The 26,655-nt window shown below is 63.1% G+C and carries 28 protein-coding genes and 1 rRNA gene; 18 read left to right on the top strand and 11 right to left on the bottom strand.

Annotation, left to right across the window (positions count from 1 at the left end):
• The first annotated feature begins 189 nt into the window (after positions 1 to 189).
• Positions 190 to 306 (top strand): 5S ribosomal RNA (gene rrf / locus ACZ881_RS07595).
• A gap of 99 nt (positions 307 to 405) precedes the next feature.
• On the opposite strand, the gene ACZ881_RS07590 is transcribed toward rrf, so the two are convergent.
• The 4 genes from ACZ881_RS07590 to ACZ881_RS07575 form a co-directional block, all read right to left on the bottom strand.
• On the bottom strand, positions 406 to 1,299 hold the full coding sequence (locus ACZ881_RS07590) for a glucose 1-dehydrogenase (protein ID WP_178994066.1): 894 nt from the start codon (positions 1,297 to 1,299) through the stop codon (positions 406 to 408).
• Between the two features lie 187 nt (positions 1,300 to 1,486).
• The gene (locus tag ACZ881_RS07585; RefSeq protein WP_091464543.1) at positions 1,487 to 2,320 is read right to left on the bottom strand and encodes an alpha/beta fold hydrolase; all 834 of its coding nucleotides are present in this window, start codon (positions 2,318 to 2,320) and stop codon (positions 1,487 to 1,489) included.
• A 60-nt stretch (positions 2,321 to 2,380) separates the two neighbouring features.
• Positions 2,381 to 3,235 carry an alpha/beta fold hydrolase gene (locus ACZ881_RS07580; protein WP_476113835.1) on the bottom strand — a complete coding sequence of 285 codons (855 nt, stop codon included), beginning with the start codon at positions 3,233 to 3,235 and terminating at the stop codon, positions 2,381 to 2,383.
• Positions 3,232 to 4,140 (bottom strand): alpha/beta fold hydrolase, encoded by a 909-nt coding sequence (locus tag ACZ881_RS07575; protein WP_476113833.1) that lies wholly within the window; start codon positions 4,138 to 4,140, stop codon positions 3,232 to 3,234. The genes ACZ881_RS07580 and ACZ881_RS07575 overlap by 4 nt, the downstream gene beginning before the upstream one ends.
• Positions 4,141 to 4,215: 75 nt before the next feature.
• Between ACZ881_RS07575 and lysS the strand changes: the two genes are divergently transcribed.
• The 15 genes from lysS (at position 4,216) to ACZ881_RS07500 (ending at position 18,852) form a co-directional block, all read left to right on the top strand.
• Positions 4,216 to 5,745 (top strand): lysine--tRNA ligase, encoded by a 1,530-nt coding sequence (gene lysS, locus ACZ881_RS07570; RefSeq protein ID WP_178994060.1) that lies wholly within the window; start codon positions 4,216 to 4,218, stop codon positions 5,743 to 5,745.
• Between the two features lie 2 nt (positions 5,746 to 5,747).
• The gene (locus ACZ881_RS07565; RefSeq protein WP_011772935.1) at positions 5,748 to 5,921 is read left to right on the top strand and encodes a hypothetical protein; all 174 of its coding nucleotides are present in this window, start codon (positions 5,748 to 5,750) and stop codon (positions 5,919 to 5,921) included.
• Positions 5,922 to 6,052: 131 nt separating this feature from the next.
• Positions 6,053 to 6,379 carry a histone-like nucleoid-structuring protein Lsr2 gene (locus ACZ881_RS07560; RefSeq protein WP_014920382.1) on the top strand — a complete coding sequence of 109 codons (327 nt, stop codon included), beginning with the start codon at positions 6,053 to 6,055 and terminating at the stop codon, positions 6,377 to 6,379.
• A 361-nt stretch (positions 6,380 to 6,740) separates the two neighbouring features.
• Entirely contained in the window at positions 6,741 to 9,233 is a 2,493-nt protein-coding gene (locus ACZ881_RS07555; protein WP_178994058.1) for an ATP-dependent Clp protease ATP-binding subunit, read from the top strand.
• A 152-nt stretch (positions 9,234 to 9,385) separates the two neighbouring features.
• Positions 9,386 to 10,603 (top strand): glycosyltransferase, encoded by a 1,218-nt coding sequence (locus ACZ881_RS07550; protein ID WP_476113828.1) that lies wholly within the window; start codon positions 9,386 to 9,388, stop codon positions 10,601 to 10,603.
• A gap of 129 nt (positions 10,604 to 10,732) precedes the next feature.
• Positions 10,733 to 12,829 carry a S9 family peptidase gene (locus ACZ881_RS07545; protein WP_476113825.1) on the top strand — a complete coding sequence of 699 codons (2,097 nt, stop codon included), beginning with the start codon at positions 10,733 to 10,735 and terminating at the stop codon, positions 12,827 to 12,829.
• A gap of 161 nt (positions 12,830 to 12,990) precedes the next feature.
• Positions 12,991 to 13,500: an amino-acid N-acetyltransferase gene (locus ACZ881_RS07540; protein WP_017197002.1), complete on the top strand. Its 510-nt coding sequence runs from the start codon at positions 12,991 to 12,993 to the stop codon at positions 13,498 to 13,500.
• A 171-nt stretch (positions 13,501 to 13,671) separates the two neighbouring features.
• A complete protein-coding gene (locus tag ACZ881_RS07535) occupies positions 13,672 to 15,120 on the top strand; it encodes an FAD-binding oxidoreductase (RefSeq protein ID WP_476113822.1) in 1,449 nt (482 codons plus the stop codon).
• A gap of 14 nt (positions 15,121 to 15,134) precedes the next feature.
• Positions 15,135 to 15,323 (top strand): hypothetical protein, encoded by a 189-nt coding sequence (locus ACZ881_RS07530; RefSeq protein WP_476113819.1) that lies wholly within the window; start codon positions 15,135 to 15,137, stop codon positions 15,321 to 15,323.
• A 185-nt stretch (positions 15,324 to 15,508) separates the two neighbouring features.
• The gene (dhaK, locus tag ACZ881_RS07525; protein WP_476113817.1) at positions 15,509 to 16,510 is read left to right on the top strand and encodes a dihydroxyacetone kinase subunit DhaK; all 1,002 of its coding nucleotides are present in this window, start codon (positions 15,509 to 15,511) and stop codon (positions 16,508 to 16,510) included.
• 2 nt (positions 16,511 to 16,512) lie between these two features.
• Positions 16,513 to 17,175: a dihydroxyacetone kinase subunit DhaL gene (gene dhaL, locus ACZ881_RS07520; protein ID WP_476113814.1), complete on the top strand. Its 663-nt coding sequence runs from the start codon at positions 16,513 to 16,515 to the stop codon at positions 17,173 to 17,175.
• Complete coding sequence (dhaM, locus tag ACZ881_RS07515; RefSeq protein ID WP_474660193.1) at positions 17,172 to 17,864, top strand: dihydroxyacetone kinase phosphoryl donor subunit DhaM; 693 nt, start codon at positions 17,172 to 17,174, stop codon at positions 17,862 to 17,864. Before dhaL ends, dhaM begins: the two co-directional genes overlap by 4 nt.
• 90 nt (positions 17,865 to 17,954) lie before the next feature.
• Positions 17,955 to 18,131, top strand: coding sequence for a CsbD family protein (locus tag ACZ881_RS07510; RefSeq protein ID WP_035760998.1), 177 nt, complete (start codon positions 17,955 to 17,957; stop codon positions 18,129 to 18,131).
• A gap of 97 nt (positions 18,132 to 18,228) precedes the next feature.
• The gene (locus ACZ881_RS07505; protein ID WP_091464564.1) at positions 18,229 to 18,489 is read left to right on the top strand and encodes a DUF4235 domain-containing protein; all 261 of its coding nucleotides are present in this window, start codon (positions 18,229 to 18,231) and stop codon (positions 18,487 to 18,489) included.
• A 3-nt stretch (positions 18,490 to 18,492) separates the two neighbouring features.
• Complete coding sequence (locus ACZ881_RS07500; protein ID WP_476113809.1) at positions 18,493 to 18,852, top strand: VOC family protein; 360 nt, start codon at positions 18,493 to 18,495, stop codon at positions 18,850 to 18,852.
• A gap of 29 nt (positions 18,853 to 18,881) precedes the next feature.
• Here ACZ881_RS07500 and ACZ881_RS07495 read toward each other — a convergent pair whose 3' ends face one another.
• Positions 18,882 to 19,394, bottom strand: coding sequence for a VOC family protein (locus ACZ881_RS07495; protein ID WP_476113807.1), 513 nt, complete (start codon positions 19,392 to 19,394; stop codon positions 18,882 to 18,884).
• A 77-nt stretch (positions 19,395 to 19,471) separates the two neighbouring features.
• Between ACZ881_RS07495 and ACZ881_RS07490 the strand changes: the two genes are divergently transcribed.
• Positions 19,472 to 20,281: a helix-turn-helix domain-containing protein gene (locus ACZ881_RS07490; RefSeq protein ID WP_476113805.1), complete on the top strand. Its 810-nt coding sequence runs from the start codon at positions 19,472 to 19,474 to the stop codon at positions 20,279 to 20,281.
• Here ACZ881_RS07490 and ACZ881_RS07485 read toward each other — a convergent pair.
• From ACZ881_RS07485 to ACZ881_RS07475, 3 genes are all read right to left on the bottom strand, one after another.
• Positions 20,258 to 20,746 carry a MepB family protein gene (locus tag ACZ881_RS07485; RefSeq protein WP_476113803.1) on the bottom strand — a complete coding sequence of 163 codons (489 nt, stop codon included), beginning with the start codon at positions 20,744 to 20,746 and terminating at the stop codon, positions 20,258 to 20,260. The genes ACZ881_RS07490 and ACZ881_RS07485 overlap by 24 nt on opposite strands.
• Before the next feature lie 28 nt (positions 20,747 to 20,774).
• Positions 20,775 to 21,257, bottom strand: coding sequence for a hypothetical protein (locus tag ACZ881_RS07480; RefSeq protein WP_476113801.1), 483 nt, complete (start codon positions 21,255 to 21,257; stop codon positions 20,775 to 20,777).
• A 113-nt stretch (positions 21,258 to 21,370) separates the two neighbouring features.
• Positions 21,371 to 22,321: an HhH-GPD family protein gene (locus ACZ881_RS07475; protein WP_476113799.1), complete on the bottom strand. Its 951-nt coding sequence runs from the start codon at positions 22,319 to 22,321 to the stop codon at positions 21,371 to 21,373.
• A 135-nt stretch (positions 22,322 to 22,456) separates the two neighbouring features.
• On the opposite strand from ACZ881_RS07475, the gene ACZ881_RS07470 reads away from it, so the two are divergent.
• Positions 22,457 to 23,185 (top strand): hypothetical protein, encoded by a 729-nt coding sequence (locus ACZ881_RS07470; protein ID WP_429331013.1) that lies wholly within the window; start codon positions 22,457 to 22,459, stop codon positions 23,183 to 23,185.
• 20 nt (positions 23,186 to 23,205) lie between these two features.
• Here the strand turns inward: ACZ881_RS07470 and disA are convergent, their stop codons facing one another.
• The 3 genes from disA to radA all read right to left on the bottom strand — a co-directional run bounded on the left by disA (position 23,206) and on the right by radA (position 26,623).
• Positions 23,206 to 24,282 (bottom strand): DNA integrity scanning diadenylate cyclase DisA, encoded by a 1,077-nt coding sequence (gene disA / locus ACZ881_RS07465; protein ID WP_017197017.1) that lies wholly within the window; start codon positions 24,280 to 24,282, stop codon positions 23,206 to 23,208.
• A 288-nt stretch (positions 24,283 to 24,570) separates the two neighbouring features.
• Positions 24,571 to 25,194 (bottom strand): Pr6Pr family membrane protein, encoded by a 624-nt coding sequence (locus ACZ881_RS07460; RefSeq protein WP_476113796.1) that lies wholly within the window; start codon positions 25,192 to 25,194, stop codon positions 24,571 to 24,573.
• A 55-nt stretch (positions 25,195 to 25,249) separates the two neighbouring features.
• The gene (gene radA, locus ACZ881_RS07455; protein ID WP_017197019.1) at positions 25,250 to 26,623 is read right to left on the bottom strand and encodes a DNA repair protein RadA; all 1,374 of its coding nucleotides are present in this window, start codon (positions 26,621 to 26,623) and stop codon (positions 25,250 to 25,252) included.
• Positions 26,624 to 26,655: the final 32 nt, after the last annotated feature.

Genomic DNA, 26,655 nt, shown 5'->3' with positions numbered 1-26,655 from the left:
TAATAGGCCAACAACTTACACCACACACAACACACTGCACGCGTCCACTATGTGGTTCCCGAACAACAACCCGCTTGTTCCAGGAACCAACAACTGAATAACAACCAAGCACCACAGTTGTAACCACCACAGATTTCCCACCCCGGAAAACGCCCACACCAGGCAAACCACGGGGACGGGTAACAAGGTTACGGCGGTCATAGCGTGGGGGAAACGCCCGGTCCCATTCCGAACCCGGAAGCTAAGACCCACAGCGCCGATGGTACTGCACCCGGGAGGGTGTGGGAGAGTAGGACACCGCCGGACAACCATTAGGTAGAGACCCCCCAACCCACACGGGTCGGGGGGTCTCCCGCATTTAACAACAAAACCCACACCGCACGCTGACGGCGGGAACGGAACAAACTACGGAGTGGGGCTGCCACCGTTGACGTTCAGCGTTTCCCCGATCACGTAGCTGGACTCCGGTGAGGCAAGAAACACATACGCGGGAGCCAATTCTGCGGGCTGGCCGGCGCGGCCCAGGGGAGTGGATTGCCCGAACTCCGGTAGCGCTTCCTTGGGCTGGCCGCTGCTGACTTGTAGGGGAGTCCAAATGGGGCCGGGTGCCACGGCATTAACCCGGATGCCCTTGGGCGCGAGCTGCTGCGCGAGTCCCTTGGTGAAGTTGTTGATGCTGGCCTTGGTGGTGGCATAGTCCACGAGGGTAGGCGACGGGTTGTACGCCTGAATGGACGTGGTGTTGATGATGGTCGAGCCAGCGGGGAGGTGCGGAAGGGCAGCCTTCGTCAGCCAGAACATGGCGTACACGTTGGTCTTCTGCGTGTGGTCGAACTGTTCGTCGGTGATCTCGGCCAGGTCTTCCTGAGCTACCTGTTTGCCGGCGTTGTTGACCAGAATGTCCACTCCGCCGAGGACTGCAATAGCGGTATCCACCACTTCCTGGCATGTGGCGGAGTCCTTGAGGTCTCCAGGCACTTTTACGGCCTTGCGGCCCGCGGCTTCGATGATGCCGGCAATTCTTGCTGCGTCTTCTTCCTCTTCGGGCAGGTATGAAAGGACAACGTCTGCGCCCTCCCGGGCAAAGGCGATGGCCGTGGCCGCGCCGATTCCCGAGTCCGCTCCGGTGACGATCGCCTTGCGGCCTTCCAGTCGTCCTGTCCCCCGATAGCTCTCTTCACCCAGGTCCGCCTTGGGCGTCAGTTCAGCATCGAGGCCCGGCTCGGGCTGGTGTTGTTTGGGCGGTGAAATCTGTTCGTAGGCGGTGACCGGGTTTCGGAACGTGTACTGATCAGTCATGATGGTCCTCCTGTTGCCGAGGTCTGGAACACGAAAGGGTGGTGCCGGGAAACTGAACCGAACACAGCACCCGCCCCTCAAAAGGTAAGGGGGCTTATGATTTACAGCCTAAAGGGGGCGTCAAATATCTGCAAAGACGCCTTCCTGGGCGTCAACACAACTTCGGCTAATTGTGCTGCCGGGGGGCCTAGCCCGAGTAGAACTCGGACAACTCCGAGATGAGCTTGTCCGGTGCTTTGTTGGGCCCGTCATGCCCGAACCCGGGGAGGATGGTGTAGCTGGATCCTGACAGGACGTCGTGGATCTGGCCGCACGCGACTCCGAAGTATGCTGGACTCTTTTCGCCCACTACGATCAGGGTCTCCAGGGGCAGTTCAAGGAAAGGCTCGGCAGGCATGTCCGCGGCGATGACTGCTTTGATTTCGCGGACGCCGCAGGTCATCAGTTCGCGCATCTGCTTGCCCAATGGTGTCCCGGCTGCCAGCTTGTTGGCCAAGGTCAGCATGGACAGGGGCATTCTCGCGAAGGCGCCGCCGGTCTCCACTCCCTTGATGAGCACGGCGAGGGCGCGATCATAGTCTCCCGCCGCCGTCGCGCGTTCGTAGTCCGGTGTCCAGTCGGCTTTGACGCTGTGGTTGACCGAGACCGCGGGATCGTAAACCGCGAGGCGCTCGACCGGCAGCGTCCGGGCCGCGTGCAGTGCGACGGCGCCGCCGAAACTGTGCCCGAACACGTCGGTGCTGGACGTGTGCTTCATAACAGCTTCGAGGTCCCGAATGTCGGCTTCGAGCGTGTAATCCTCGGACTGCGGAGAGGAATCACCGCGGCCACGCCGGTTGAAAGTGTGAATGGGGCGGCCAAGGGCCTCGCTGAGTTTCTGGGCGAAACGCGTGTAGTCGGTGGCTGTCACCATGGAGGCAGGAACGACGACGACGCCGGAGCCTGCCGCTGCCAGCTCACCGCCCGTGGTGAGTACTTCGAGGTGTCCGCCGTCGTGGGTCATGATGATGTCGCGCGTCATGACTCGAGCCTAACCGAGCCACCTGAATGCGGGCAGCATGCCGGCGCTTATATGGACAAGTCAGCGCTTAAAGTAGTCCGTGATGTCGGAGACGAGTTCGTTGACCGCCGCCGGGACGGAGCCGTGGAAGCCCTTCGGGGAGACCTCCAACGTGCTGCCAGGGACGGCCCTGTTCAGGCGGGCTGCGGTGACCTTGTAGAACCGGGGACTCTTCTTGCCCACCATAAAGTGCGTGTTGGGAGGTAGGACCGAGAAATCCTGCGGCGTATCGGCGGCGTCGAAGGCTGCCTTGAGTTCACCGACACCCGACGGCATGAGCTCCCGGAAGAGCCTGTTGACCTTAGTCCCCGAGACCACTGCCATGAGTCCGGCCAACACCGGCTCCGGGACCCTGGCGAGGGCGGTTCCGGGATGCATGCCACGCTTCATCCGGGCCATCGCCCGTCCAACATTTCCCTGATTGACGGACTCCGCGAATCCGTCCAGCCAGCCCGTGTCCATGCTGCCGTCAATGTTCACGGCCGCGTCGTACACCGCGAGCTTGTCCGGTTGGTGGTGTGTGCCTGCGAAGGCCTGGGCTGCGTTGAGGGCTACGGCGCCACCCAAACTGTGGCCCATGATGTTGCGGGCACCCGTGGCGTCCATGATGGTGCGGACGTCGGCGATTTCCGTAGCCATGGAGTAGTTGTGGGGTTGCTCGGTTGACTTTCCCCGGCCCCGGCGATCGTACACGTCCACGGCCCAGCCATCGCCCAGGCCTTTTGACAGGGCAACGGAGAAGGGGCGGTAGATCAGTGCGGTGAGGAATGCACCTCCGATGAGCACTACGCGGCGTTCGCCGGGTGCGTCTTCTGTGCCGTAGCTATACAAGGCGAGGTTGCCGCCGTCGTGCGTTCTGATGTCCCGTTCCTTCACCGAAACATCCTAGGTGGCACTGGCGGGTCTTCCTCCAGATGGTTCCCGGAGAGGAAACGCGCAATGCGCGACGCGAGGCGCTTCCCGGGCCGGAGCGGGCCTTCATGGAACTGCAGAGGCACAATTGCGAAGTCAATGGAGGGCACCGCCCCGGCCAGGATCCGACCGGTCTCCGCGAAGTACGACGGACTCCAGCCACCGCTGAGCATGAGCGTGGGGGTGGAGAGTTTCATGAAGTCGTGAAGGTGGGCGTCGGCATCGAGGACGGCCCGCATTTCCGTGACCGCAGTGGGTAGGAGGGAGCGCATCTCCAGTCCCAGCCGCGTTCTGGCGGAGAGGACGCTAAGCGCACGGAGCGCGCCCATGGGCAGGTAGGAAATCGGCCCCGCGGTTCCCAACCCCTGCACCAAGTGGGCCCAGGCATGATCGAGCTGGCCCGCAGTCACGGCCTCCTCAAGTTCGGGCCGCCACCGGCCGCTGAGGTTGCCGGAGAGGGACACTGCCGCGTCATAGGTGACCAAACGGTTGATTCCGCCGCGGCGGGCGGCCTGCAACGCCACGAACCCGCCATAGCTGTGCGCCACAACATCCGTGGAGCCGCTCGTTTCCATGACCGCTTGAAGGTCCGCGATCTCTGTGTCGACGGAATAGCCGGGCGGTTGCGGTGCGGATTGTCCGCGACCACGGCGGTTGTAGCTGTGAACAGGGCGCCCCAGCATGACGCTCAACGTCCGGGCGAAAGGCCAATATAGGGAGTCGGTCACCAGGGTGCCATGAACAAGCACGACGCCGGCTGGTTCAGCGGGTGCCTTCGAACCCGGGAACGAAGCACCCGACGCCGGCCGGAAGGTATGCACCTCAAGCTGCCCGCCGCCGTCGTTCGTTTCAACCGTCCACGTTTCCACAGCCCGAGTCTATGCGTTTCCCTGATCTTGATGCCCGGAAGTAAAGGCCCGCAATCACCGGTAAACTTAAGGACTGTGACTTCCGCAAACACCCCCGCCCTGAACACCTCCGCAGAGCCCATCGACGCCAGCGAGCAAATGCGCATCCGTATGGAGAAGCGCGCCAAGCTGATCGAGCGTGGCACCGAGGCCTATCCGGTGGGTGTTGAACGGACCCATTCCCTGAGCGAAATCCGCGAAAAGTACGCACACCTGGAAGCCGATGAGACTACCGGCGATACTGTGGGCGTCACCGGCCGCGTCGTGTTCGTCCGCAACACCGGCAAGCTGTGCTTCGCCACCCTCCAGGAGGGCGGCGTGGACGGCAAGGGTGTTCGCCTTCAGGCGATGCTGAGCCTGGCGAATGTCGGCGAGGAAGCGCTGGCCGACTGGAAGGCACTGGTTGACCTTGGCGACCATGTCTTCATCAAGGGCGAGGTCATCTCATCCCGCCGCGGCGAGCTGTCTGTCATGGCCGACTCCTGGTCCATGGCGTCCAAGGCACTGCGACCGCTGCCGGTCCTGCACGCGGAACTAAATGAGGAAACCCGCGTTCGGCAGCGCTACGTGGACCTCATGGTCCGCGACGAAGCCCGTGAAATGGTTTACAAGCGCGCTGCCATCACCCGCTCGGTCCGCGACACCCTTGACCGCCACGGCTATGTGGAGGTGGAAACCCCCATCCTGCAGCTGGTCCACGGCGGTGCTACAGCCCGCCCGTTCGAGACGCACATGAACGCGTTCGACCAGAAGATGACCTTGCGCATCGCAACTGAGCTGTTCCTCAAGCGCGCCGTTGTTGGTGGCATTGACCGCGTGTACGACATGGGTCGCGTGTTCCGCAACGAAGGCGTGGACTCCACGCACAGCCCCGAATTCACCACGCTTGAGTGCTACGAGGCATGGGCGGACCAGTTCGTCATGGCCGACCGCATGAAGGAAATCATCTTGAATGTGGCCGACGTCGTAGGTACCCGCACGATTCAGACGGAGGCCGGCGAAATAAACCTCGACGGCGAATGGGCTTGGATTTCGGTCTACCCGGGTATTTCTGAAGCGGTGGGAATTGAAATTACTCCCGACACCACAGTGGATGAGTTGCTGGCAATTGCTGCCAAGCACGAGGTCAAGGTGGACCCCAAGTGGGACGCCGAAAAGATCGTGGTTGAACTGTTCGGCGAGATTGTGGAGCCCACCTTGCTGAACCCCACATTTGTCTACGACTACCCGCCATCCGCGCAACCGCTGGCCCGCCCGCACCGCGAAGACGGCCGTCTCATTGAGGCCTGGGACCTGATCATCGGGGGAATGGAACGCGGAACGGCGTTCTCCGAGCTCATTGACCCAGTAATCCAGCGTGAGCGCCTTACAGAGCAGTCCCGCCGCTCTGCTGCCGGCGATGAGGAAGCCATGCAGCTGGACGAAGACTTCCTCCGCGCCCTTGAATACGGCGCCCCGCCCATGGGTGGCATCGGACTGGGCATTGACCGCCTGGTGATGCTGTTCACTGGTGCCGGTATCCGCGAAACCATCCTTTTCCCATTGCTGAAGCCTGAAGGTCACTGATCATGGAGTACATCGCAGTCCTGGCCCCGTCCATTGTGGTGGGATTGATCTTCTGGTTTGCCATGAAGTCGATCTTCAATGCGGACAAATCAGAACGGCAGGCCGAAGCCAAGGCACAGGCCGAAGCGAATTTGAAAAATTCAGGACCTGCATCCGAGGGCCCCGCAGCTAAATAGCCTTCCAATTGGGTTCCGCTCACTGAAGAGAATCCAATAACGCTTTGACGTGGGTGCTTGCCGTGAACGATAATCATCAAAGGAATCCGGGGAATTTCTGATTATCCAACCCTCCAAATGAGAGGCAACTCATGGCACAGAAAGTAAAAATCATCCTCGTCGATGACCTGGATGAAGGGGCAGCGGACGAAACTGTCCGCTTTGGCCTCGATGGCGTGAGCTACGAGATGGACCTGTCCACTGCCAACGCAGCCTCGCTGCGCAAGGCATTGGAGCCCTACGTTGCTAAGGCAAGGAAGACTTCTTCCGGCCGGGCAACCCGGGGCCGTGCTACAGCCGCACGTAACCAGGATTCCGCGCAAATCCGCCAATGGGCCCGTGACAACGGTTACACGGTCAACAGCCGCGGACGTATTCAGGCTGAAATTCAGGAAGCGTACCAAAAGGCAAATTCCTGATTCCCCGATTCAATGCCCCGGCAGTCACTGCCGGGGCATTGGTGTTTAACCGGCCAGTTTGTGGTGGCTGTGCTGTGGGCTTGGAATATTCTGTGAACCGCCTGTGTGGGGAAGGTCTGAATACAGGCACTAATGCCCTCTGGGAAAGCGGTGGAACAACATGCCGCAAAATGTTCACGGGCGGCCGGCGTTCAGGCCACTCAGCCAAGGCGGGAGGGTGCCACCGAGGGGTAGCAGCGGTCAAGGGCTGGAACCGGATTTATTCCACAGCGGCGTCATGTTTCCCCTGTGGCGAACACGCTCCAAAAGTGTTGCTCCGGCACGTAGCATCAAAGTACGTCGTAGCTAGGAGTGTGGCGAAATGTTTGAGAGATTTACGGACCGTGCCCGTCGCGTGGTCGTCCTTGCCCAAGAAGAGGCACGGATGCTCAACCACAATTACATCGGTACCGAGCACATCCTCTTGGGTCTTATCCACGAGGGTGAAGGCGTTGCTGCCAAGGCGCTCGAGTCCCTGAGCATTTCGCTCGATGGCGTTCGCGAACAGGTGCAGGAGATCATTGGCCAGGGCCAGCAAGCCCCTTCCGGTCACATCCCCTTCACTCCGCGCGCCAAGAAGGTGCTTGAGCTTTCCCTTCGGGAGGCACTGCAGCTCGGCCATAACTACATCGGGACTGAGCACATCCTGCTCGGCCTCATTCGCGAAGGCGAAGGCGTAGCCGCCCAGGTGCTGGTCAAGCTTGGTGCGGACCTTAACCGGGTCCGCCAGCAGGTCATCCAGCTGCTCTCCGGCTACCAGGGCAAGGAGGCCGCAGGCAGCGGCTCGGGCCAGGGCCAGCCGGAAGGTACCCCTGCCGGTTCGGTGGTGCTTGACCAGTTCGGACGCAACCTGACCCAGGCTGCCCGCGAAAACAAGCTCGATCCTGTGATCGGCCGCGAGCAGGAGATGGAACGCGTCATGCAGGTCCTCTCCCGCCGTACAAAGAACAACCCGGTCCTGATCGGTGAGCCCGGCGTCGGTAAGACTGCCGTCGTCGAAGGTCTCGCCCAGGCGATCGTCCGCGGCGACGTCCCGGAAACCATCAAGGACAAGCAGCTGTACACGCTTGACCTCGGTTCCCTGGTTGCCGGTTCCCGCTACCGCGGTGACTTCGAAGAGCGCCTGAAGAAGGTCCTCAAGGAGATCCGCACCCGCGGCGATATCATCCTCTTCATCGACGAGATCCACACCCTCGTTGGTGCAGGTGCTGCCGAAGGCGCCATCGATGCTGCGTCCATCCTGAAGCCGATGCTGGCCCGTGGTGAACTCCAGACCATTGGTGCCACCACGCTGGATGAATACCGCAAGCACATTGAGAAGGACGCTGCTCTTGAGCGCCGCTTCCAGCCGATCCAGGTCAAGGAACCTTCTGTCGCTCACGCGATCGAGATCCTCAAGGGCCTGCGTGACCGTTACGAGGCACACCACCGCGTGACGATTACCGACGGCGCCCTCGCCTCAGCTGCGCAGCTGGCCGAACGCTACATTTCGGACCGCTTCCTGCCGGACAAGGCGATCGACCTCATCGATGAAGCCGGCGCCCGCCTGCGCATCCGTCGCATGACCGCTCCGCCGGAGCTCAAGGCCATGGATGAGCGCATCGCGGAAGTGAAGATGGAGAAGGAATCCGCCATCGACGCCCAGGACTTTGAGGGTGCTGCCTCGCTGCGCGACAAGGAGCAGAAGCTCATTGCCGAACGGGCAGAGAAGGAACGCACTTGGAAGTCCGGCGGCATGGACGATATCTCCGAGGTTGACGAGGACCTGATCGCTGAAGTTCTCGCGAACTCCACCGGCATCCCCGTCTTCAAGCTCACCGAGGAAGAGTCCTCGCGCCTGCTCAAGATGGAAGACGAACTGCACAAGCGCGTCGTCGGTCAGAACGAGGCCATCAAGGCCTTGTCGCAGGCCATCCGCCGCACCCGTGCAGGCCTGAAGGATCCCAAGCGCCCCGGTGGCTCGTTCATCTTCGCCGGCCCCACCGGCGTGGGCAAGACCGAGCTCGCCAAGGCCCTTGCCGAGTTCCTGTTCGGTGAAGAGGACGCCCTCATCACGCTGGACATGTCCGAGTACTCCGAGAAGCACACGGTTTCGCGTCTCTTCGGTGCACCTCCGGGCTACGTCGGCTACGAAGAAGGCGGCCAGCTGACCGAGAAGGTCCGCCGGCGTCCGTTCTCCGTGGTCCTGTTCGATGAAGTGGAGAAGGCCCACGCGGACCTCTTCAACTCGCTGCTGCAGATTCTGGAAGACGGCCGACTGACCGACTCCCAGGGCCGAGTGGTGGACTTCAAGAACACTGTGATCATCATGACCACCAACCTTGGTACCCGCGATATCTCCAAGAGCGTGGCAACGGGCTTCCAGTCCGGCACGGACACCCAGACGGGCTACAACCGGATGCGTGCCCGGGTCACGGAAGAGCTCAAGCAGCACTTCCGCCCCGAGTTCCTCAACCGTGTTGACGACGTCGTGGTGTTCCCGCAGCTGACGCAGGACGAGATCATCGAGATCGTGGACCTGTTCGTCACCCGCTTGGAGCGCCGCCTCAAGGACAAGGACATGGGCATCGAGCTCACCCCCGCTGCCAAGGTTCTCCTGGCCACGCGTGGTTACGATCCCGCCATGGGTGCCCGGCCGTTGCGCCGCACCATCCAGCGCGAGATCGAGGACCAGCTGTCCGAGAAGATCCTGTTCGGCGAACTCCACTCCGGTGACATCGTTGTGGTGGACGTTGACGGCGAAGGTGACGACGCCAAGTTCACGTTCGAAGGCAACGCCAAGCCGCGTATCCCGGAGATCGCTCCGACCGCATAGGGCTCTACAGCACTTAGCCCCGTCCGCTCCCGCAAGGAGCGGGCGGGGCTTTTGCTTTGTCCGGCCAGGAAGTTCTGTACAGATAAAGCCCTTATGGTGGCTTCTAAATAGCTTTATTCATACGAAAGACGGCAGCGGGAAGTAGTGGTGGCATGCGGATACTCATGGTGACTCCGGGGACGCGCGGGGACGTCGCGCCCATGGCCGGGCTGGGTAGCAGCCTGCAGAGCTTGGGCTACGAGGTGGCGATTGCGGCCAACCCCGCCTACGCAGGTCTTGTTGTTGAGTCGGGTTGCGAGTTCAAGCCGTTGCCTGGGGATCTGACCGAGTTGATCACGCAGCCAGCGCCCGGTGCCAAGGCTTCCTCCGGCAGCGTGCTCACCTTTTGGCGGAAGCTCACCGACTATATGGACAACGCTGCCACGGGCGCCCTGGCAGCGGCCGAGGCCGGCGCCGACGTGATCCTGGCCAATTCGGTGGCGCCCTATGCATACGACATCGCGGAAGCTATGGGGATTCCGGCCCTCGGCGCACATTTGCAGCCCACGGAACCCAGCGCAGCGTATCCACCTGTGATCATGAATTCGGCCCGAAGCCTTGGTGCGTGGGGAAACAAGATCATTGGCCAGCGCGCAGCGGCAGGCCCGGCGCCTTACGATGCCCCCAGTGCGCGTCTTCGCAAGGAGCTGGGGTTGGGCAAGCAGAGCCGCGCGGCCGGTGAGCGCCGCCGTCGTAAAGCGAATGCCACTATTCTTCACGGCATCAGTCCCTCGGTCCTGCCAAGGCCTGCTGACTGGCACCCGGGCCTGGTTATGGCCGGATATTGGTGGCCGGCAATGAAGCCGGACTGGCAACCGCCAACGGACCTCCTGGACTTCCTTGCCGACGGTACCCCGCCCGTTTTTGTTGGCTTTGGAAGCAGCGCCCACATTGATCCAGCATTCATTCTTGAGGCCACCCGCCGGGCTGGAGTGCGGGCTGTTGTGCAGGGCGTTGAGGGCGCGCTGGGCGACGATGCGATCGCCGTCGGTAGCATTCCGCATGAATGGCTGTTCCCGCGGATGGCGGCAGTGGTTCACCATGCCGGAGCGGGAACGACGGCGGCCGGCTTCCGGGCCGGCGTGCCGGCCGTGGGGATTCCGGTGTACACGGATCAGCCGCTCTGGGCTTCACGGATCGCGTCGCTCGGGGCGGGTCCCCGGCCGATTCCCTACAAGATGCTGACTCCGGAGCGCCTTGGTGACGCCATTACGGAAGCTGTCAGCACGCCGTCGTACGCGAAGAGGGCAGCGGAAGTGTCGGCTGCCATCGCGACTGAAGATGGAACCGGGCCAGTGGTCGACGCCCTGCGAAACCTGCCATCCAAGTAGCAGCAGGGCGCGTTATGAGCACTCAAAACGCGCCCTGCTGCGACTTACTTGGGTGAATATGTGAAAGTACTGTTTCACTGTGAGTGAACCACCCTGTGATCGGTGGCACAATCCGTGTTGAATCGGAACATGGACTCTGCTGACACCCAGGGCGGGCAGCCCGAAACCCCGTTTGACGACATCGACCATTACCTCGCCATCCCGCGGGTTGGCGGCCTCACCCTCAGCCCGGATGGCAAGCGCCTGGTCACCACTGTCACGACGCTCAACGCCCAGGGAACTGAGTTCGCCACCGCACTCTGGGAACTCGACCCCAGCGGCCGGAATCACGCCCGCCGCATTACCCGCAGCTCCAAGGGCGAAGCAGGTGCGGTCTTTGCTGCCAACGGCGACCTCTACTTCACCTCGGCGCGTCCTGATCCGGAGAGTCCTGACGCCGACCCCGTCAATGCACTGTGGCTGTTGCCTGCCGATGGGGGAGAGGCCCGTGTGGTGCACTCACGTGCAGGCGGCATCGCTTCAGTGATGGCCGCCAAGGATGCGGACGTCACCTTCGTCAACGCCGAGGTCCTGGCCGGATCCGCCGACGAAGCGAACGACGAGGAACGCCGCAAGGCACGCAAGGACAACAAGGTCTCGGCCATCCTGCACAGCGGCTACCCGGTCCGCTACTGGGATGCCGACCTTGGCCCGGCCGAGCCGCGGCTTTTCGCCGTGGAGCAAGGTGCGGAAGAAGAGCCCGGCAAGCCCTCCACAGTGGATGCATCAGCGCCGCTTCAACTCCGGAACCTGACGGCCGGCGTCGGGAGTTCGCTGCGCGAAGCCAAAACAGTGGTGAGCCCGGACGGCAAGACCATCTACACCAGCATGACCAAGGCGCTGGCGAAGGCTGACAGTCGTGAGGTGCTCGCCGCCGTCGACGTCGCCACCGGGACCGTCAAGGTGCTGCTCGACCACGAAGGCATGAGCTACTTCCCCGGGCCGGTCAGTCCTGACAATCGGACCCTGGTGGTCCAGAGCGAGAGCGATACGACGCCCACGCAGGCTCCCCACGTGAAGTTGCACCTGGTGGACGTCAGCGGCGGCGAGACCACGGATCTTGAGCCACTCGCGCACCAGTGGGACCGCTGGGCTACGCCCGTCGCATGGCTCCCGGACGGCACTGCGGTCCTGGTAACAGCGGACGACGACGGCGCGGGGCCGCTTTTCCGGATCGACGTCGCGGACGGTGCTGTCACCCGGGTGACGCCGGATGCTGCCGCCTATTCCGACGTCGTGGTTTCTCCGGACGGGACCACGGCGTATGCGCTTCGAAGCTCGTACGAATTCCCTGCAGAAGCCGTTCGGATCAACCTCGCCACCGGCGAAGTGGTCCGGTTGCAGGCGCCGGCGGAGCGACCCCTCTACAGGGGTCGCCTTGAACGCGTGGAAACGACGGCCGAAGATGGCTCGCGCGTACCGGCGTACTTGGCGCTCCCGGAAGGTGCCTCTGCGGGCAATCCGGCACCGCTCCTGCTGTGGATCCACGGAGGACCGCTGAACTCCTGGAATGCCTGGACATGGCGCTGGAACCCGTGGTTGCTCGTGGCCAAGGGCTACGCCGTTCTCCTGCCTGATCCTGCCCTCTCCACCGGGTACGGGCAGGAATTCATCCAGCGCGGTTGGGGCGAATGGGGAAAGAAGCCCTTCACCGACCTCATGACCATCACGGACGCAGTGGTTGCCCGGCCGGACATCGACGAATCGCGGACCGCGGCCATGGGTGGATCCTTCGGCGGCTATATGGCCAACTGGGTTGCCGGGCAAACTGACCGCTTCAAGGCGATCGTCACCCACGCAAGCCTCTGGGCGTTGGACCAGTTCGGCCCCACCACCGACGCGGCGCAGTACTGGCTCAAGGAAATGACCGTGGAAATGGCAATGGAAAACTCGCCGCACCTGAACGTGGGCAACATCAAGACGCCTATGCTCGTCATCCACGGAGACAAGGACTACCGCGTACCCATCAGCGAAGGACTGCGCCTCTGGTATGAACTCCTGTCCTCATCGCAGCTGCCCGCCGACGACAACGGCCAGAGCCCGCACCGCTTCCTGTACTTCCCGGACGAGAACCACTGGGTCCTGCAGCCGCAGCACGCGAAGGTTTGGTACGGCGTAGTGGAACACTTCCTGGCAAAGCAGGTGCTGGGCGAGGAAGTTGCTTTGCCGGAGGAGCTGGGTTTATAGGCGATTCGTCCGGGCGACAACCGGGACATTTGCCGCGTGCTCGCTCGTTCCTCGCTTAGACGCACGCTACACAAATGTCCCGGTCGTCGCCATCGTGCCCGCACTCCTTCATACGCGGTACTGAAGGATCCGGTACCTGTTTGCCTCGCTAGGATGGGGGAGTGAATTCGACCTTTAGCCTTCGCCCTGCCCGCACCAGTGATGTGGCGGCCATCAAGAGGCTTGTGGCGCCCCTGGCCGAGGAACGGATTCTCATGGCCAAGGAGACGGTGGCGTACTACGAGAGCCTCCAGGAATTCCGGATCGCCGAGTCTGATGAGGGTGAAGTCATTGGCTGTGGGGCCCTCCATGTGATGTGGGAGGACCTTGCAGAGATCCGCACCCTGGCCGCGGCTGACTCCTGGCGTGGGCGGGGTGTGGGGCACGTCTTGGTGGAGAACCTGCTGGAGGAAGCCCGGGCCCTTGGCGTGAGCCGCGTGTTTTGCCTGACTTTTGAGGTGGACTTCTTCAAGCGCCACGGGTTCGAAGTCATGGCGGACCAGTCTGCCGTGGATCCTCAGGTGTACTCCGAGCTGCTGCGCTCGCATGACGAAGGCGTGGCGGAGTTCCTGGATCTTGCCCGCGTAAAGCCCAATACTCTGGGCAACACCCGCATGATCAAGCAGCTCTAGCGCCCTCGGATAGCACTCGCGCGCCACTGATACCGCGCCTACACGGCGGGTCGATCAACCCTGCCCGATTATGAGTGATTTATTAGCTCTTCTCTTATATCCAGTTGATGGATAAACTGGTCTAGGCTTGCTGGGGAAGCTTCCACCACATCGGTCAATTGAGAGAAGATCATGCAGTCCCACGCGTCCTTTTCAGATGTTTCAGAACTCCAACTCAGCGTGCGCGGTCCCGTGTTCACGCCTGCCGATCCGGGCTTTGCTCCCGAAGTAGCGGCCTTCAACCTCTCTACACAACACCAACCTGATCTGGCCTTCGGCGCCCTCGACGCAGAGGACGTTTCCGCGGCTATTCGCTGGGCGGCAGAGCGGGGAATGCCCGTCGCCGTCCAATCCACCGGACATGGTGCCACTAACGCCATTGAAGGCGGCCTGCTCATCAGCACCCGACGAATGCTGGAACTCAGCATCGATCCCGTTGAGAAGACGGCCCGCGTTGGTGCGGGCGTCCGCTGGAAGGCCGTGGTGGATCTCGCCGCGACCTTCGGCTTGATGGGGCTCTGCGGTTCCACCACCGACGTCGGAGTGGTGGGCTACACCTTGGGCGGTGGCCTGCCCATCCTGGGGCGCAAATACGGCTTTGCTTCAGACCACGTGATTGCTTTCGAGATCGTCACCGCCGACGGCACGCAGCGCCGGGTGACCAAGGACGAGAACTCGGAGCTGTTCTACCTCCTCCGGGGCGGCAAGGGGAACCTGGGCATCGTTACTGCCATGGAATTCCACCTCTTCCCGGGATCGGACCTCTTTGCCGGCGGGTTGTACTACGACGGCGAGCATGCCGCTGCTGTCCTCGAGCAGTTCAGCGACTGGGTGACCTCGCTCCCCCAGGAGGCATCGGCGTCGTTGGCTTTCCTGCGGCTGCCGGACATGGACATCGTTCCCGAGCCGCTGCGCGGCAAGTTCGTCGTTCATCTTCGTTACGCCTACCAGGGTGACGCGGCGGTGGCCTCGCGGCTGCTGGAGCCGATGCGCCAGAGTGCGCCTTTCATGATGGACGGGACCGGTCCATTGGATGCCACACAGTTCGACATGATCCATCAGGACCCGGACCAGCCCGTGCCCGTGCGCGAGCGGGGCTTCCTGTTGGACCGTTTGGACAGTGGAGCAAAAGAGGCCATCCTGCGGCACTTCGGCCCCGGCGTCGAAAGTCCCGTGTTGATGGCTGAGCTGCGGCTGCTCGGCGGCGCCCTGGCCAAGAGCGCCGAAGGCGAGGACACCGTTGGCGCCCGCGACGCCGCGTTCAGCTTCTTCATGGCAGGCATGGCGGTCCCGCCGCTGGCGGAGCTGCTTCCGGTAGTGTTCGACGCCGTTCGTGAGGACCTGCGCGACGCCTCCAATGGCGGGACTTTCGTGAACCTGCACGGCCACTTTGTTGACGCTGAGGACCGGGAGCGAGCCTGGGGCCCGACAGTCCGCGAACGGCTGAGGAAGGCCAAAGCAGAGCTTGATCCGAAGAACATGTTCAGTTTCGGGCACGTTGTGGGGCTTCCGGTCATTGATCAGACCGTGCTGCTCGAGGACGTCGTCACCGCCGGCGGCGACGCCGTCCTGAACAGCTGAAGGGGATGCGGACAATGGACCATAGGGTCACGTTCCCGGATTTTTCCGCTTTTCAGATCGACATTCCCCACGGGTCATGGCAGCACGAAGCCTCATGGCAGGACGCGGGGCACTCGAACCCGGATCTGTACTCGGCCTTCTGGCCGGAGTACCGGGCCCGGAATGAGTCCGAGGTGGTGACAACACAAGCCGCCGAGGATTAGCGGATCCAATGGATCAGCGAAAGGGACAGTCATTGGGGGCTGTCCCTTCCGCTTTTAAGCGGTGGGCACCGTTCTTAGGCGCCGGCACCGCTATTTATGCACAGGCAAGGCCGCTAGGCCTACCGTGGCCCCAGCCGCCGGTAGTAGGGTCGGAGCACCAGCCACAGCACGCCCAGGAGCATCACATGAAAAAGCTCATCAATGATCCACGCGCCGTGGTGGACGAGTCCGTTGAAGGTTTCGGCATGGCCCATGCCGACATCGTGGACGTCCATCCCGAGCCTAAGTACGTCATCCGGAAAGGTGCTCCTGTAGCGGGCAAAGTCGCCCTGATTTCCGGCGGAGGCAGCGGCCACGAGCCACTGCATGCGGGCTTCGTGGGCCTCGGCATGCTGGACGCGGCAGTCCCCGGCGCAGTCTTCACCTCGCCTACACCCGACCAAATCATCCCCGCGACCGTGGCGGTGGACTCAGGCGCCGGCGTCGTCCATATCGTGAAAAACTACACCGGCGATGTCCTGAACTTCGAAACCGCCGCCGAAATGGCTCAAGCCGAAGGCATCCACGTACGTTCGGTGCTGGTGAACGACGACGTCGCCGTGGAGGACTCGTTGTACACGGCTGGCCGGCGTGGAGTTGGGGGAACTGTCCTTGTGGAAAAGATCGCAGGTGCATCCGCCCAGCGTGGCGACGATCTTGACGCGGTCACGGCCATCGCCGAGCGCGTGGTGGCCAATGTGCGGACCATGGGTGTAGCCCTGTCCGGCTGCACGGTTCCGCACGCCGGGACGCCGAGCTTTGAGCTCGCGGAAGATGAGATCGAGATTGGCATCGGCATCCACGGCGAGCCTGGCCGGCACAAGATCGCAATGGAAAACGCTGACGCCATCACGGACCGCCTCTTGGAGCCTGTCCTTGAGGACCTTGCCCTCGCATCCGGGGACAAGGTGCTGCTGTTCGTCAACGGCATGGGCGGCACCCCTCAAAGCGAGCTGTACATCGTGTACCGGCGGGCGGCCCAGGTCCTCGCCGAGCGTGGCGCCACCGTGGAGCGCTCCCTGGTGGGGAACTACGTGACGTCCCTGGAGATGCAGGGATGCTCAGTGTCGGTGCTGCGCCTCGATGAGGAGATGACCAGGCTCTGGGACGCTCCCGTCCACACGGCTGCCCTGCGGTGGGGAGCCTGAGCATGGGGTTGGATGTTGATTGGGCTGTTGATTGGCTGAAGCTCTCCGCAAAAGCCATGGCCGAGCACCGGGTGGAACTGATTGAGTTGGACCGTGCCATTGGCGACTCGGACCACGGCGAGAACATGGACCGAGGTTTCCAAGCCGTGCTGCAGAAGCTCGATGAGACCCCGCCTGAAACTCCGGGAGCAGCATTGAAAGCTGCGGCGATGGCGCTCATGTCCAAGGTGGGTGGGGCTGCGGGACCGCTCTACGGCACAGCGTATCTGCGGGCCGCCACCTCTTTGGGGGACATCAGCGATATTGATGCAGAGGCGCTGGCTTCGGCGCTCGCAGCCGCCCGGGATGGGGTGGTGGCCAGAGGTAAAGCCGAGCTCGGGGATAAGACGATGATCGACGCTTGGACGCCGGCCGTTGAAGCGGCCCAAATGGCCGCAGCGGGCGGCTCTGACCCCGTTGGCGTGTTGGAAGCGGCCGCGGAAGCTGCCGAAACAGGGGCCATGGCCACGGATCCGTTGGTGGCACGCAAAGGCCGGGCCAGCTATCTGGGGGAGCGCAGCGCAGGGCATCGCGACCCTGGCGCCGCTTCAACCGCCCTTCTCCTTCGCGCGGCCGCAGCTGCAGCTGCAGGCTCCACCAGTGACACGGGAACCGACGCCGTATGACGGTGGGGATAGTGGTTGTATCGCACAGCAGCAAGATCGCTGAGGGAGCGGTGGAACTTGCCGCGCAGATGGCTCCCGACGTCGAACTGGTCGCCGCCGGGGGAACCGACGACGAGCGCATCGGAACCAGCCTTGAGAAGGTGCTTGCCGCCGTCGAGCAGTCCCTGGTGGATTCCGGGGGCGATGGCGTGGTGGTGCTGACCGATCTGGGTTCGGCCGTGATGACAGCGGAGTCGGCGGTGGAGTTCGCCAGCGATCCGGACGCTGTGCTCCTTGCTGATGCGCCGCTGGTTGAGGGGCTCGTGGCCGCAGCCGTCGCCGCGCAAGGAGGTGCCGGCGTCGAGGATGTTCGCAAAGCGGCAGAGGCTGTGGCTTTTGGCAACGTGCCCGCAGGCGTGGGGGGTCCCGAGATCCCCGACGACAAGGATGAACCAGACGCAAGCGGCGACTTCGAAGTCATCAACCCCCTCGGAATGCATGCACGGCCTGCCGCGAAAATCGCCGGGGGCCTGTCCGGGCTGGACGCGGAGGTGACGGTCAACGGCGTCGACGGGATGTCCATCATGGCGCTGATGGCGCTCGCTGCGGGTAAGGGTTCCACCCTGCGGGTCGAAGCCCGCGGCAAGGATTCGTTGAAGGCGGTTGAATACGTGGGGCGGCTTGTGGAGGAAGGGTTCGGGGAGCTCTAGTTCAGGGAGATTTTCTCTCAAATATTGCTAAGTACACTGATTAGTGATGTTGTAGAGGTACAGGTTCACTACAAGGAAGAGGTGCGACACATGGGTGCTGACGACAAGATGGAGAACGCTGGCGAGAAGCTCGGTGGCAAGGCTAAGGAAGCCGCCGGAAAGCTGACGGACAACGAGCGACTGGAAGCCGAAGGCAAGGGCGACCAGACGAAGGCCGACCTCAAGGGCGCCGGCGAGAAGCTGAAAGACGCTTTCAAGAAGGACTAAGAATCCAGGCAGGGCCGCTGCAATTGCAGCGGCCCTGCCTTGTTTTGCCCCTTGTGAGGCGTCGCTCGGCGGCGCGCTATCTGATGGAGGAACTTCGTTGAACATACTGGTGAAAATTTTCGGCCTGGCAATTGGCCTCGGCGCCGGCGCGCTCGCAAACAAGACGCTGGAGGGCCTCTGGGAGAAGAAGACCGGCAAGCCTGCCCCCAAGGACAGCACGGACCTCAACGACTCACTCCCCGGTGTGCTGGTCTTCGCTGTTGTCTCGGCTGCCGTCGCAGCAGTAGTTCACGTTCTCACCCAGCGGGGCACCAAGAGCGCCCTGGCCCGCTTGAAGAAGACAGGTGACGAGGTTTAACAAATGGCTATAGCTAAATTCCCGAGTGTCGTCATCGATTGTCCCGACGCAGCCGCACTGGCCGCCTTCTACGGCGAGCTTTTTGGGTGGGAAATCGAGGACAAGGGCGACTGGTTCGACATCCGACCCAGCGACGGCGGCAACTGCATCTCCTTCCAGCAAGTGGAGGTGTACCAAGCGCCAAAATGGCCCGGACAGACCATCCCGCAGCAAATGCACCTCGACATGGTGGTGGAGGACCTGGACAAGGGCGAGGAAGCTGCGCTTTCCTTGGGAGCGACCAAGGCCGACCATCAGCCTGGAGAGACGTTCAGGGTGTTCCTTGATCCGGCCGGGCACCCGTTCTGCCTCTGCCTGAGCTAAGGTCTCCCGAGGCTAAGGCCTCCGGTGTCTTAGCCCTGCTGCGCGGCCCACTCGTCAACGCGGCGATTGCTCTCCTCCTCGGACAAGTCCTCGACGCGCGTCATGATGGACCAGCGAACGCCGAACGGATCACGGATGCTGGCGTAGCGGTCACCTGAGACGAAGGTGGACAGCGGCTCACGGATGGTGGCTCCTGCTTGCTCTGCTTTCCTGACGAGTCCGTCTGCGTCCTGGCAGTAGAGGCCGAGGGAATAGCAGTCGTCCTCCCCGCTCGGCGCCGGGACCAGGTGGAATTCCGGGTTGGGCTCGCCCAGTTGGAGGTGGCCGTTGCCGAAGTCGAGTTCGGCGTGGACCACGATCCCTCCCATTTCGGTTTCGCCCACAACCCGGGCCCCAAACACGTCACGGTAGAACGCGATGGCTTCCTTGGCGTTGGGCACCGCAAGGAACGGCGTGAGGCTGGTCAGACCGTTCGGGATGCCATGGGTGGTGTATTCGCCGTGGGCTGCCGTGGTGGACTCAGTGCTTGTAGTATCTGTCATGGTTATGACGCTACGGGCTTTCTGCCAGCTAGCGCTTGGAGTTTTGCGACAGCTTTGATGCGCTTGGGAAAGGTCCGATGGAGGATTCGTTCAAGGGCATCCTCTATCCGGCAAGACTGCCCACCTTCCATCGATTTCCGGCCCCGGCTTCCGTTGCAGACCTGGTGCAATGGTTCTGGATCCCGGAGTGGAACATCGAGCCCGGCCGGTCATCCCGGCAGCACGTCATCGCCTACCCCACGTCCAATCTGGTGGTGCAAGGCGACGTCGTCGAATTCTCCGGGCCCACTACCCGGGCGGCTTACCGCGACCTGACCGGCCAAGGTTGGGCTGTTGGCGCACTTCTCCGCCCGGCAGCGGTGCCGCTGTTCACCGACAATCCGGGAGCTCTCCGCGATCAGGAAATCGTTCTGGCGCTGGCTGACCTCCACGGGGCCGTGTCGGCAGCCATGACCCCGCCTTCCGGTGACAGGCACGACGGCGGCGCTCGCCGCGAGGGGGCCGTGGAAGCCTTTGTTGCGTGGCTGGTTTCCTTGGAGTTTGTTGCTTCAGAGGAGGCCTTGCTCGCCAACCGGATGGTGGACGTGATCGCTTCAGAGCCTGACGTTTCAAGAATTGAAGACGTGGCTGCTTCTCTGGCGGTCTCACCCAGAACGCTGCAGAGAATCGCCGGAAAGTACGTCGGGCTGAGCCCTTCAGCCCTGATCCGGCGTCGAAGATTGCAGGATGCCGCCGAGCGTACCCGGTCCGACCCAACGGCGGACCTTGCCGCGATCGCCGTCGAACTTGGCTACGCCGACCATGCGCACCTGACGAACGACTTCCGGAAGTACCTGGGGTTCACGCCGAGTTCCTACCGGCGGTCAGTTGAACCCCGGGAGTCCTGAGGTTTCTTTTCGATCCCTGAAATATTCGCACTGCCATTGCTGGGTCCTTATGGCCTGTCGGTTGCTCACTTCCGACCATGGCGGATAAACCCGGAAGCCGCGCTTTCCGCCGGAGCCTTTCACTGAAACGATGCCGTGCTTGACCAGCGCCGACGTGGGAAAGGAAAAGTGGCCCATGTTGCTCCCTTCCCGTACCGTCACCACCAATAGCCCGATGCCGTCTTCTGCGGGGAAGGGTTCTGTGGATCCGTCTTGGGCGCGGCGCCACACCGCAACGAAGAGGCCCACTTTCGTGGGGGTGAGCTTGCCAACGCGGAACCGGATCCGTTCCGGCCCGAGGCTGGCGACGGCGGCGCCATACTCATGATTGTCGGCCTCCGGCACTGGCAAGGAGTCCCACGAGACGGACTGACCCAGAGCCTTCAACGCCTCGGATACGTCGGGGTGGACATCATGATCAGGCACGCTCCCATCTTAGGACGCAGCCTCAGCCCTACCGCTGCCGCAAAGCTGCTCCGTCCAGCGTCAGGGCCGCGGAAATCACCCGGCCGCACTGCTCGCCATAGGGGTAGTCGCCCTTGGGTGTAAAGGTCAGCGTGCGGAGCGGCAACGCGGTTCCGGCGGGGGAAGTGCCGGTCACGGTCGCCTCGAGGGGGCTTTCACTGAGGGCGGGCAGCTCAAGAAAACCCTGAAGAGTCCCGTCCGGCGACGACGTCGCTGAGCACACGCCATCCGGAGTGCAGCCTTGGTCCACAGCTGTCGCCCCTGGGTTCAGCATGAGGTCTTTTTCCGTGCAGATTCCGTCCTGGCAGGCCTTCAACCGTAACGATGCAACGTCGTCCGCATAGTCCGCGGCGACGGCCAGGGAAACACCGGCTACGTGCCCGATCGCCGGGCAGGCCACAGGTTCGGCGAAGCAACCGGGAAGCAGTGCTGCGGTTCCGGCAAGGGTCAAAGCCAATCCGATTCTGCCCATGCTTCAGAGTAGGACGGGGCGCAGCAACTGTCTCCAGCGTCTGCCAAAGAGGCAGCTGCATCGTTACTCGTCGCCCAGTCCCGTGGCCGAACTGATACCGCAGCGGACGAACGCTACGCCGGAAGCCGCAGGCCGCCGTCGTGCATTTCCGCCAAACCGTCCACCAACAGGCCCGCAAGTGCCCGCTCCAGCTGCTCGGGCGCGGAGTTGAGCCGGTGCAGTGCGGCGAGCGGGATTCCGACGCCGGACGGCGCGAACCCGAGGTCTGCTGGCGCTTGCTCGAACATCTCGCGGGGGACCGGGGTGGCTGCTTCTCGGAGGACGGCCATCACGGCGCCGCGTACTTGGCGGTCCGTGCCGTGCCAGGACTGGCCCTTCGGGGTGTACGACGGCGGCGGCTCACCGGCCGCGAGCCAGGCGCAACTGGAGCGAACAGGACAGTCAGCGCACTTGGGGCTGCGGGCGGTGCAGACCATGGCGCCGAGTTCCATGACGGACGCGTTCCACCGCACGGATAAATCCTGGTCCTCGGGCAGGAGGGCGTCAGCCAGCCGCATCTCCCCGGCGGTCAAGGCAGGAGCGGGGAGCGCACTTCCGGAGATAAGCCGCGCGTGGACGCGCCGGATGTTGGTGTCCACCACGGTTTCGCGGCGGCCGAAAGCAAAGGCTGCGACGGCGGCCGCTGTGTAGTTGCCGACGCCCGGCAACCCCAGAAGTTCAACGTAATTATCAGGGACCTGGCCGTCATGCTGCTCGCGGATTGCGACGGCGGCCGCGTGCAGTCGCAGGGCCCGGCGTGGGTAGCCGAGGCGACCCCAATGGCGGACGGCAGCGCCAGATGGCTCGTCGGCAAGGTGGGCGGGTGTGGGCCAGCGTTCCATCCAGTCCAGCCACACGGGGAGCACCCGCACAACGGGTGTCTGTTGGAGCATCACTTCGCTGACCAGGATGCCCCATGGGCTGCAATCGGGCTCGCGCCACGGAAGGTCGCGGGCGGTCTCGGCGAACCACTGATCAAGGGCTTGGTGGAGGCCTGCCAGCTGGCCTGAATCGGGAAGTGTCATGCTGCCATCCACTGTAGTGGAATCCCGGGGCCGCCACCCTTGGCAGTGCTCATGGCCGACGTCACACAGGCCGGGATTGGACCCCTGCGGCGTGGAGGTTAGGTGCCCACGCGACCGCGAGCCTAGCCTAGAACCATGGCCAACAAGGGTAAGCAGCAGTCGACCGCGCGCACATCAGCGCCGGCGAAGGGTGCTGCCCGTGGCTCATCCCGCGCCGGCACGCCGGGCAAAAGTGCCCCGGCGAACAGGCGCCGACCTAGCCCTGCCGTGTATCGCCGTCGTCGGCAGGTGGTTTTTGGCGCCCTGCTGCTAGTCATCGCACTGATCGTTGGCGGAGTCGTGGCGCTCACGGGTGCGCTCGCCGGGAACCCGGAACCGCAGGCAGTCAGCACGCCGGACGTATCAACGGCGCCGACGCAGGGGACTGTGCCGACGGGATCAGCGGCGCCTTCGCCTTCGGCCTCGCCAACGCCTGTCTGCGATTTCAACCTGATGACCGTTGCCGCCAAGACCGACAAGCCCGCTTACGGCCCGGAGGAAAAGCCGCTGCTGACCATGACCATCACCAACGGCGGCACCGCCCCGTGCGAGGTCAACGTGGGCACCTCCCAAATGGAGTACCTGCTGATGAGCGGATCGGACCGGATCTTCTCGTCAAAGGACTGCCAGACGGGCGGCGAGGACCTCATCAAGACCATCCAACCCGGCAAGAGCGAGACCGCAAACTTTCCGTGGCAACGCAACCGGACGCTGGAAGGCTGCGCCGAGATCACCGCCAAGCCTGGCGCTGGAGGGGCCTACTACACGTTTGAAGCGCGCCTTGGGAACAAGTCCAGTGCCAAAGTTGCCTTCCAGCTGAACTAGCAGCCTTCGACGGCGGCGGGCTAGAGGAAGCGGTCCAGGAGGCTCGCCTCGGCCATGCGGCTCAAGCCCTCGCGGACTGTGCGGGCGCGCTGATCGCCGATGCCGTCCACGGTCATGAGGTCGTCGATCGTTGCTGCCATGAGGTTTTGGAGCCCGCCGAAGTAGTCCACCAAACGGTCCGCCACGGCCTTCGGCACGGACTTCAAGCCGGAGAGTAGCCTGTAGCCCCGCGGCTGCACGACGGCGTCCAGCTGCTCCACACCACCGGCGAAGCCGATGATGTGGGCAATCCGGCTGAGGTCGATCAGTTCCGTGGGGCCCAGATTGAGGAGGGCCTGGACGGCTTCCTCGATTTCCTCGGGCGTAGCGTTGGGATCGGAGTAGTCCCGGATGATGACATCGCTGCCCGGGCCGCGACCCACGGTGAGTTCTTCAACCTGGAGGGACAGCAGGCGGCCGTCTTCACCCAGTTCCAGGACGTACTGGGCGATTTCCTCGGAGATGCGGCGGACCATTTCCTGGCGCTGCAGCGTGACCGCGACGTCCCGAACGGTAACCAGTGCCTCGATTTCCAGGGCAGAAAGAGAGCTGGTGACCTGGTCCAAGCGGGCGCTGTACCGCTCCAGGGTTGCGAGGGCCTGGTTGGCGCGGGCGAGGACCTTTTCGGAGCCCTCCAGGACGTGGCGCAGGCCGTTCACGTAGAGCGCGATGATTTGCATGGACTGGCTGACGGAAATGACGGGAACGCCGGTCTGGATCGCGACGCGCTCGGCGGTGCGGTGCCTGGTGCCGGATTCCTGGGTTTCAATGCTTGAATCGGGGACCAGCTGGACAGCTGCCCGGACAATGTTGCTGGCGTCCTTGTCGCAAATGATGGCGCCATCCATCTTGGCCAACTCACGGAGGCGTGTTGGGGAGAAATCGATGCCGATGTCGAATCCGCCCGAACAGATGGAATCGATGGTGCGATCGTAGCCCAGCACAATCAAAGCGCCTGTGCGTCCACGGAGGATCCGTTCCAGGCCATCACGCAATGGAGTTCCGGGTGCGACTCTGGCCAAGGTCGCCTTGAGCGACTCTTCCGGACTCCGGGCCATAGGGTTTCCCTTCGAAGGTGCAAGCCACGGCTCACAGACAAGCTGAATCGGGCGTCAGCGCGCTCTCCGAAAAATGCCCACATGACGACAAGCACAATGATAGGGCTTCCGGGCACCGTTAACCGCACCAGCAAGCCCCAAAGTGGGTCATTTCGTTATGTTCGGCGCTGCTCGCAAGGTGCATTTTCCGAGCTGTCCGACAGGTGCACTTTGCGGAAGTTTGTCTACTGACATGGGCGAATATAGCCAGTTGCTGTAGTTAATGCGCCGTTCCTTGGGGAAGATCGCCTAGTAATCTACCTGCCGCTTGAGCTTGTTCCCGAGCCACAGCATCGCCAGGCTCACAACCATGAACCCGACGGAAATGGCTACGGCAAACACCACCACGCCGCCCCAGCCACCAGCACGGGCGGGATCGATGAACCAGTACGGGTACCAGTTGACGAAAGCCCCGCGGATGAGGCTATAGACCAGGTAGCCCACCGGGTAGAGCAGCCAGTACCAGATGTGCTTGGGGCGGAGCGTGGCCCGGGGCGGTTGGAAGAGCCAGTCCGCCACCATCACGACAGGCATGAGGTAGTGGACCACAAAGTTGACCCACGGGAGCAGGGAGCCGAGGTCTTCACCAGCCAGCAGCGCACCAAACACCAGCCCCACAACGGCCATGGCAATGGTGGCAGTGCCTCGGGTGACGTCATCGATTTCACTGGGCCGCTTTCGTATCAGAACGCGATAGCCACTGATCAGCAGCACAAGGGCAGCGAAAATGTTGGACAGGTTGGTGAAGTAGCTGAAGAAGTTCCAGAGGTCATAGCCCATGCCCAGATGAACTGTCAGCTGGGTTCCCACTGCCACCAAGGTCAGAAGGCCAAAGAAAAAGCGTCCCCCGATAAGCACATTCCGTTTGGTCATGTCTCTCATCCTCGCGGAAACCGCACCTCAGAAGGCTCCCGACACCCCGGCAGGATTACGTGATCAGCAGTTCAAGTGCCTCAGCCAAGTGGCCTACTTCGCGCACGGAGAAACCGTCCGGGATAACGCCGGCACCTGCCGGGCTTGCCGGAACGATAGCGTGCGTGAACCCGAGACGGTGAGCTTCCTGAATGCGCTGGTTGATGCCCGGCACGGGACGTACTTCGCCGGCCAGGCCCACCTCGCCGAACGCAATGAGCCGCTGGGGGAGTGCCTTGCGGGACTTAGCCGATGCGACAGCCAAGGCAACAGCCAAGTCTGTGGCCGGCTCCGTCAGCTTCACTCCGCCCACGGTTGCTACATAGGAGTCGTCCTTATGAAGCATGCAGCCGGCACGCTGCTGAAGTACTGCGAGCAACATGGCAACCCTGGAGCTCTCCAGTCCGCTAGTGGCACGGCGGGGCTGGGAATTGGCGCTCTCAGCGAGAAGGGACTGAACCTCCGCCAGCAGTGGCCTGCGACCCTCCATTGTCACCGTGATGCAGGTTCCGGAGACCGGCTCCCGGGTCCGCGAAACGAACAGTCCGCTGGGATCGGCCAACCCCTCGATGCCGGCCTCATTGAGATCAAAGCATCCGACGTCGTCCGTAGCCCCGTAGCGGTTCTTCACAGCCCGGAGCAGCCGCAGACGTGAGTGGCGCTCGCCTTCGAACTGGCACACGACGTCCACCAGGTGTTCCAGTAAGCGCGGCCCTGCGATGGTGCCTTCCTTGGTCACGTGGCCCACCAGCAGCGTTGTCATGTTGCGTCGCTTTGCCGCAGAAATGATCGACGCCGCGACCTCGCGCACCTGGGAGACGCCGCCGGCGCTGCCCTCCACGTCCGCACTGCTCAGGGTTTGTACGGAGTCAACAATCAGCAGCTTGGGCTCAAGCTTCTCCACCTGGCCCAGCGCCTGCCCCAGGTCGGTTTCCGCGGAGAGATAAAGAGTATGGGCGACGGCATCGATTCGCTCAGCGCGCAGCTTCACTTGCGCCGCAGACTCCTCACCCGTGATGTAGAGGACGTCCTGTCCCGTGCGGGCGAACTTCGCCGCGACGTCCAACAGCAGCGTGGACTTTCCGACGCCGGGTTCCCCCGCCAGCAGGATGACGGCACCTGGAACGAGCCCTCCGCCCAGGACGCGGTCGAGTTCGTCAACGCCAGTGGGCAGGAACGCCGCTGTGGTCCCATCCACCTCAGCGATACGGCGGGCAGGCTCCAAAACGGTAGCGGCCGCCGTCGTACGCGCTACCGTGGCGCCGTACTCCTCCACTGTTCCCCAGGCCTGGCACTCGCCGCAGCGGCCCACCCACTTGATGGCGGTCCAGCCGCATTCGGCGCACTTGTAGGCGGGTGTTTTGGATGCTCGGGAGGTCTTGGAAGCCATGGGTTCAAGCGTAGTGGCGGGCACCGACAGGA

It is taken from the genome of Paenarthrobacter sp. TE3676 (assembly GCF_056279165.1).
Note: the sequence above shows the minus strand (reverse complement) of the source record. Positions and strands in the feature narration are given on the sequence as shown.

Bases quoted from the DNA above. Each gene is read 5' to 3' on its own strand.
- ACZ881_RS07560 (WP_014920382.1), top strand. From the start codon at position 6,053: ATGGCACAGAAAGTAAAAATCATCCTCGTCGATGACCTGGATGAAGGG.
- radA (WP_017197019.1), bottom strand. From the start codon at position 26,623: ATGGCTTCCAAGACCTCCCGAGCATCCAAAACACCCGCCTACAAGTGC.
- ACZ881_RS07500 (WP_476113809.1), top strand. From the start codon at position 18,493: ATGGCTATAGCTAAATTCCCGAGTGTCGTCATCGATTGTCCCGACGCA.
- ACZ881_RS07490 (WP_476113805.1), top strand. From the start codon at position 19,472: ATGGAGGATTCGTTCAAGGGCATCCTCTATCCGGCAAGACTGCCCACC.
- disA (WP_017197017.1), bottom strand. From the start codon at position 24,282: ATGGCCCGGAGTCCGGAAGAGTCGCTCAAGGCGACCTTGGCCAGAGTC.
- ACZ881_RS07555 (WP_178994058.1), top strand. From the start codon at position 6,741: ATGTTTGAGAGATTTACGGACCGTGCCCGTCGCGTGGTCGTCCTTGCC.
- ACZ881_RS07470 (WP_429331013.1), top strand. From the start codon at position 22,457: ATGGCCAACAAGGGTAAGCAGCAGTCGACCGCGCGCACATCAGCGCCG.
- ACZ881_RS07550 (WP_476113828.1), top strand. From the start codon at position 9,386: ATGCGGATACTCATGGTGACTCCGGGGACGCGCGGGGACGTCGCGCCC.
- ACZ881_RS07535 (WP_476113822.1), top strand. From the start codon at position 13,672: ATGCAGTCCCACGCGTCCTTTTCAGATGTTTCAGAACTCCAACTCAGC.
- ACZ881_RS07475 (WP_476113799.1), bottom strand. From the start codon at position 22,321: ATGACACTTCCCGATTCAGGCCAGCTGGCAGGCCTCCACCAAGCCCTT.
- ACZ881_RS07495 (WP_476113807.1), bottom strand. From the start codon at position 19,394: ATGACAGATACTACAAGCACTGAGTCCACCACGGCAGCCCACGGCGAA.
- dhaK (WP_476113817.1), top strand. From the start codon at position 15,509: ATGAAAAAGCTCATCAATGATCCACGCGCCGTGGTGGACGAGTCCGTT.
- ACZ881_RS07545 (WP_476113825.1), top strand. From the start codon at position 10,733: ATGGACTCTGCTGACACCCAGGGCGGGCAGCCCGAAACCCCGTTTGAC.
- ACZ881_RS07585 (WP_091464543.1), bottom strand. From the start codon at position 2,320: ATGACGCGCGACATCATCATGACCCACGACGGCGGACACCTCGAAGTA.
- ACZ881_RS07530 (WP_476113819.1), top strand. From the start codon at position 15,135: ATGGACCATAGGGTCACGTTCCCGGATTTTTCCGCTTTTCAGATCGAC.
- dhaL (WP_476113814.1), top strand. From the start codon at position 16,513: ATGGGGTTGGATGTTGATTGGGCTGTTGATTGGCTGAAGCTCTCCGCA.
- ACZ881_RS07480 (WP_476113801.1), bottom strand. From the start codon at position 21,257: ATGGGCAGAATCGGATTGGCTTTGACCCTTGCCGGAACCGCAGCACTG.
- ACZ881_RS07510 (WP_035760998.1), top strand. From the start codon at position 17,955: ATGGGTGCTGACGACAAGATGGAGAACGCTGGCGAGAAGCTCGGTGGC.
- ACZ881_RS07460 (WP_476113796.1), bottom strand. From the start codon at position 25,194: ATGACCAAACGGAATGTGCTTATCGGGGGACGCTTTTTCTTTGGCCTT.
- dhaM (WP_474660193.1), top strand. From the start codon at position 17,172: ATGACGGTGGGGATAGTGGTTGTATCGCACAGCAGCAAGATCGCTGAG.
- ACZ881_RS07590 (WP_178994066.1), bottom strand. From the start codon at position 1,299: ATGACTGATCAGTACACGTTCCGAAACCCGGTCACCGCCTACGAACAG.
- ACZ881_RS07565 (WP_011772935.1), top strand. From the start codon at position 5,748: ATGGAGTACATCGCAGTCCTGGCCCCGTCCATTGTGGTGGGATTGATC.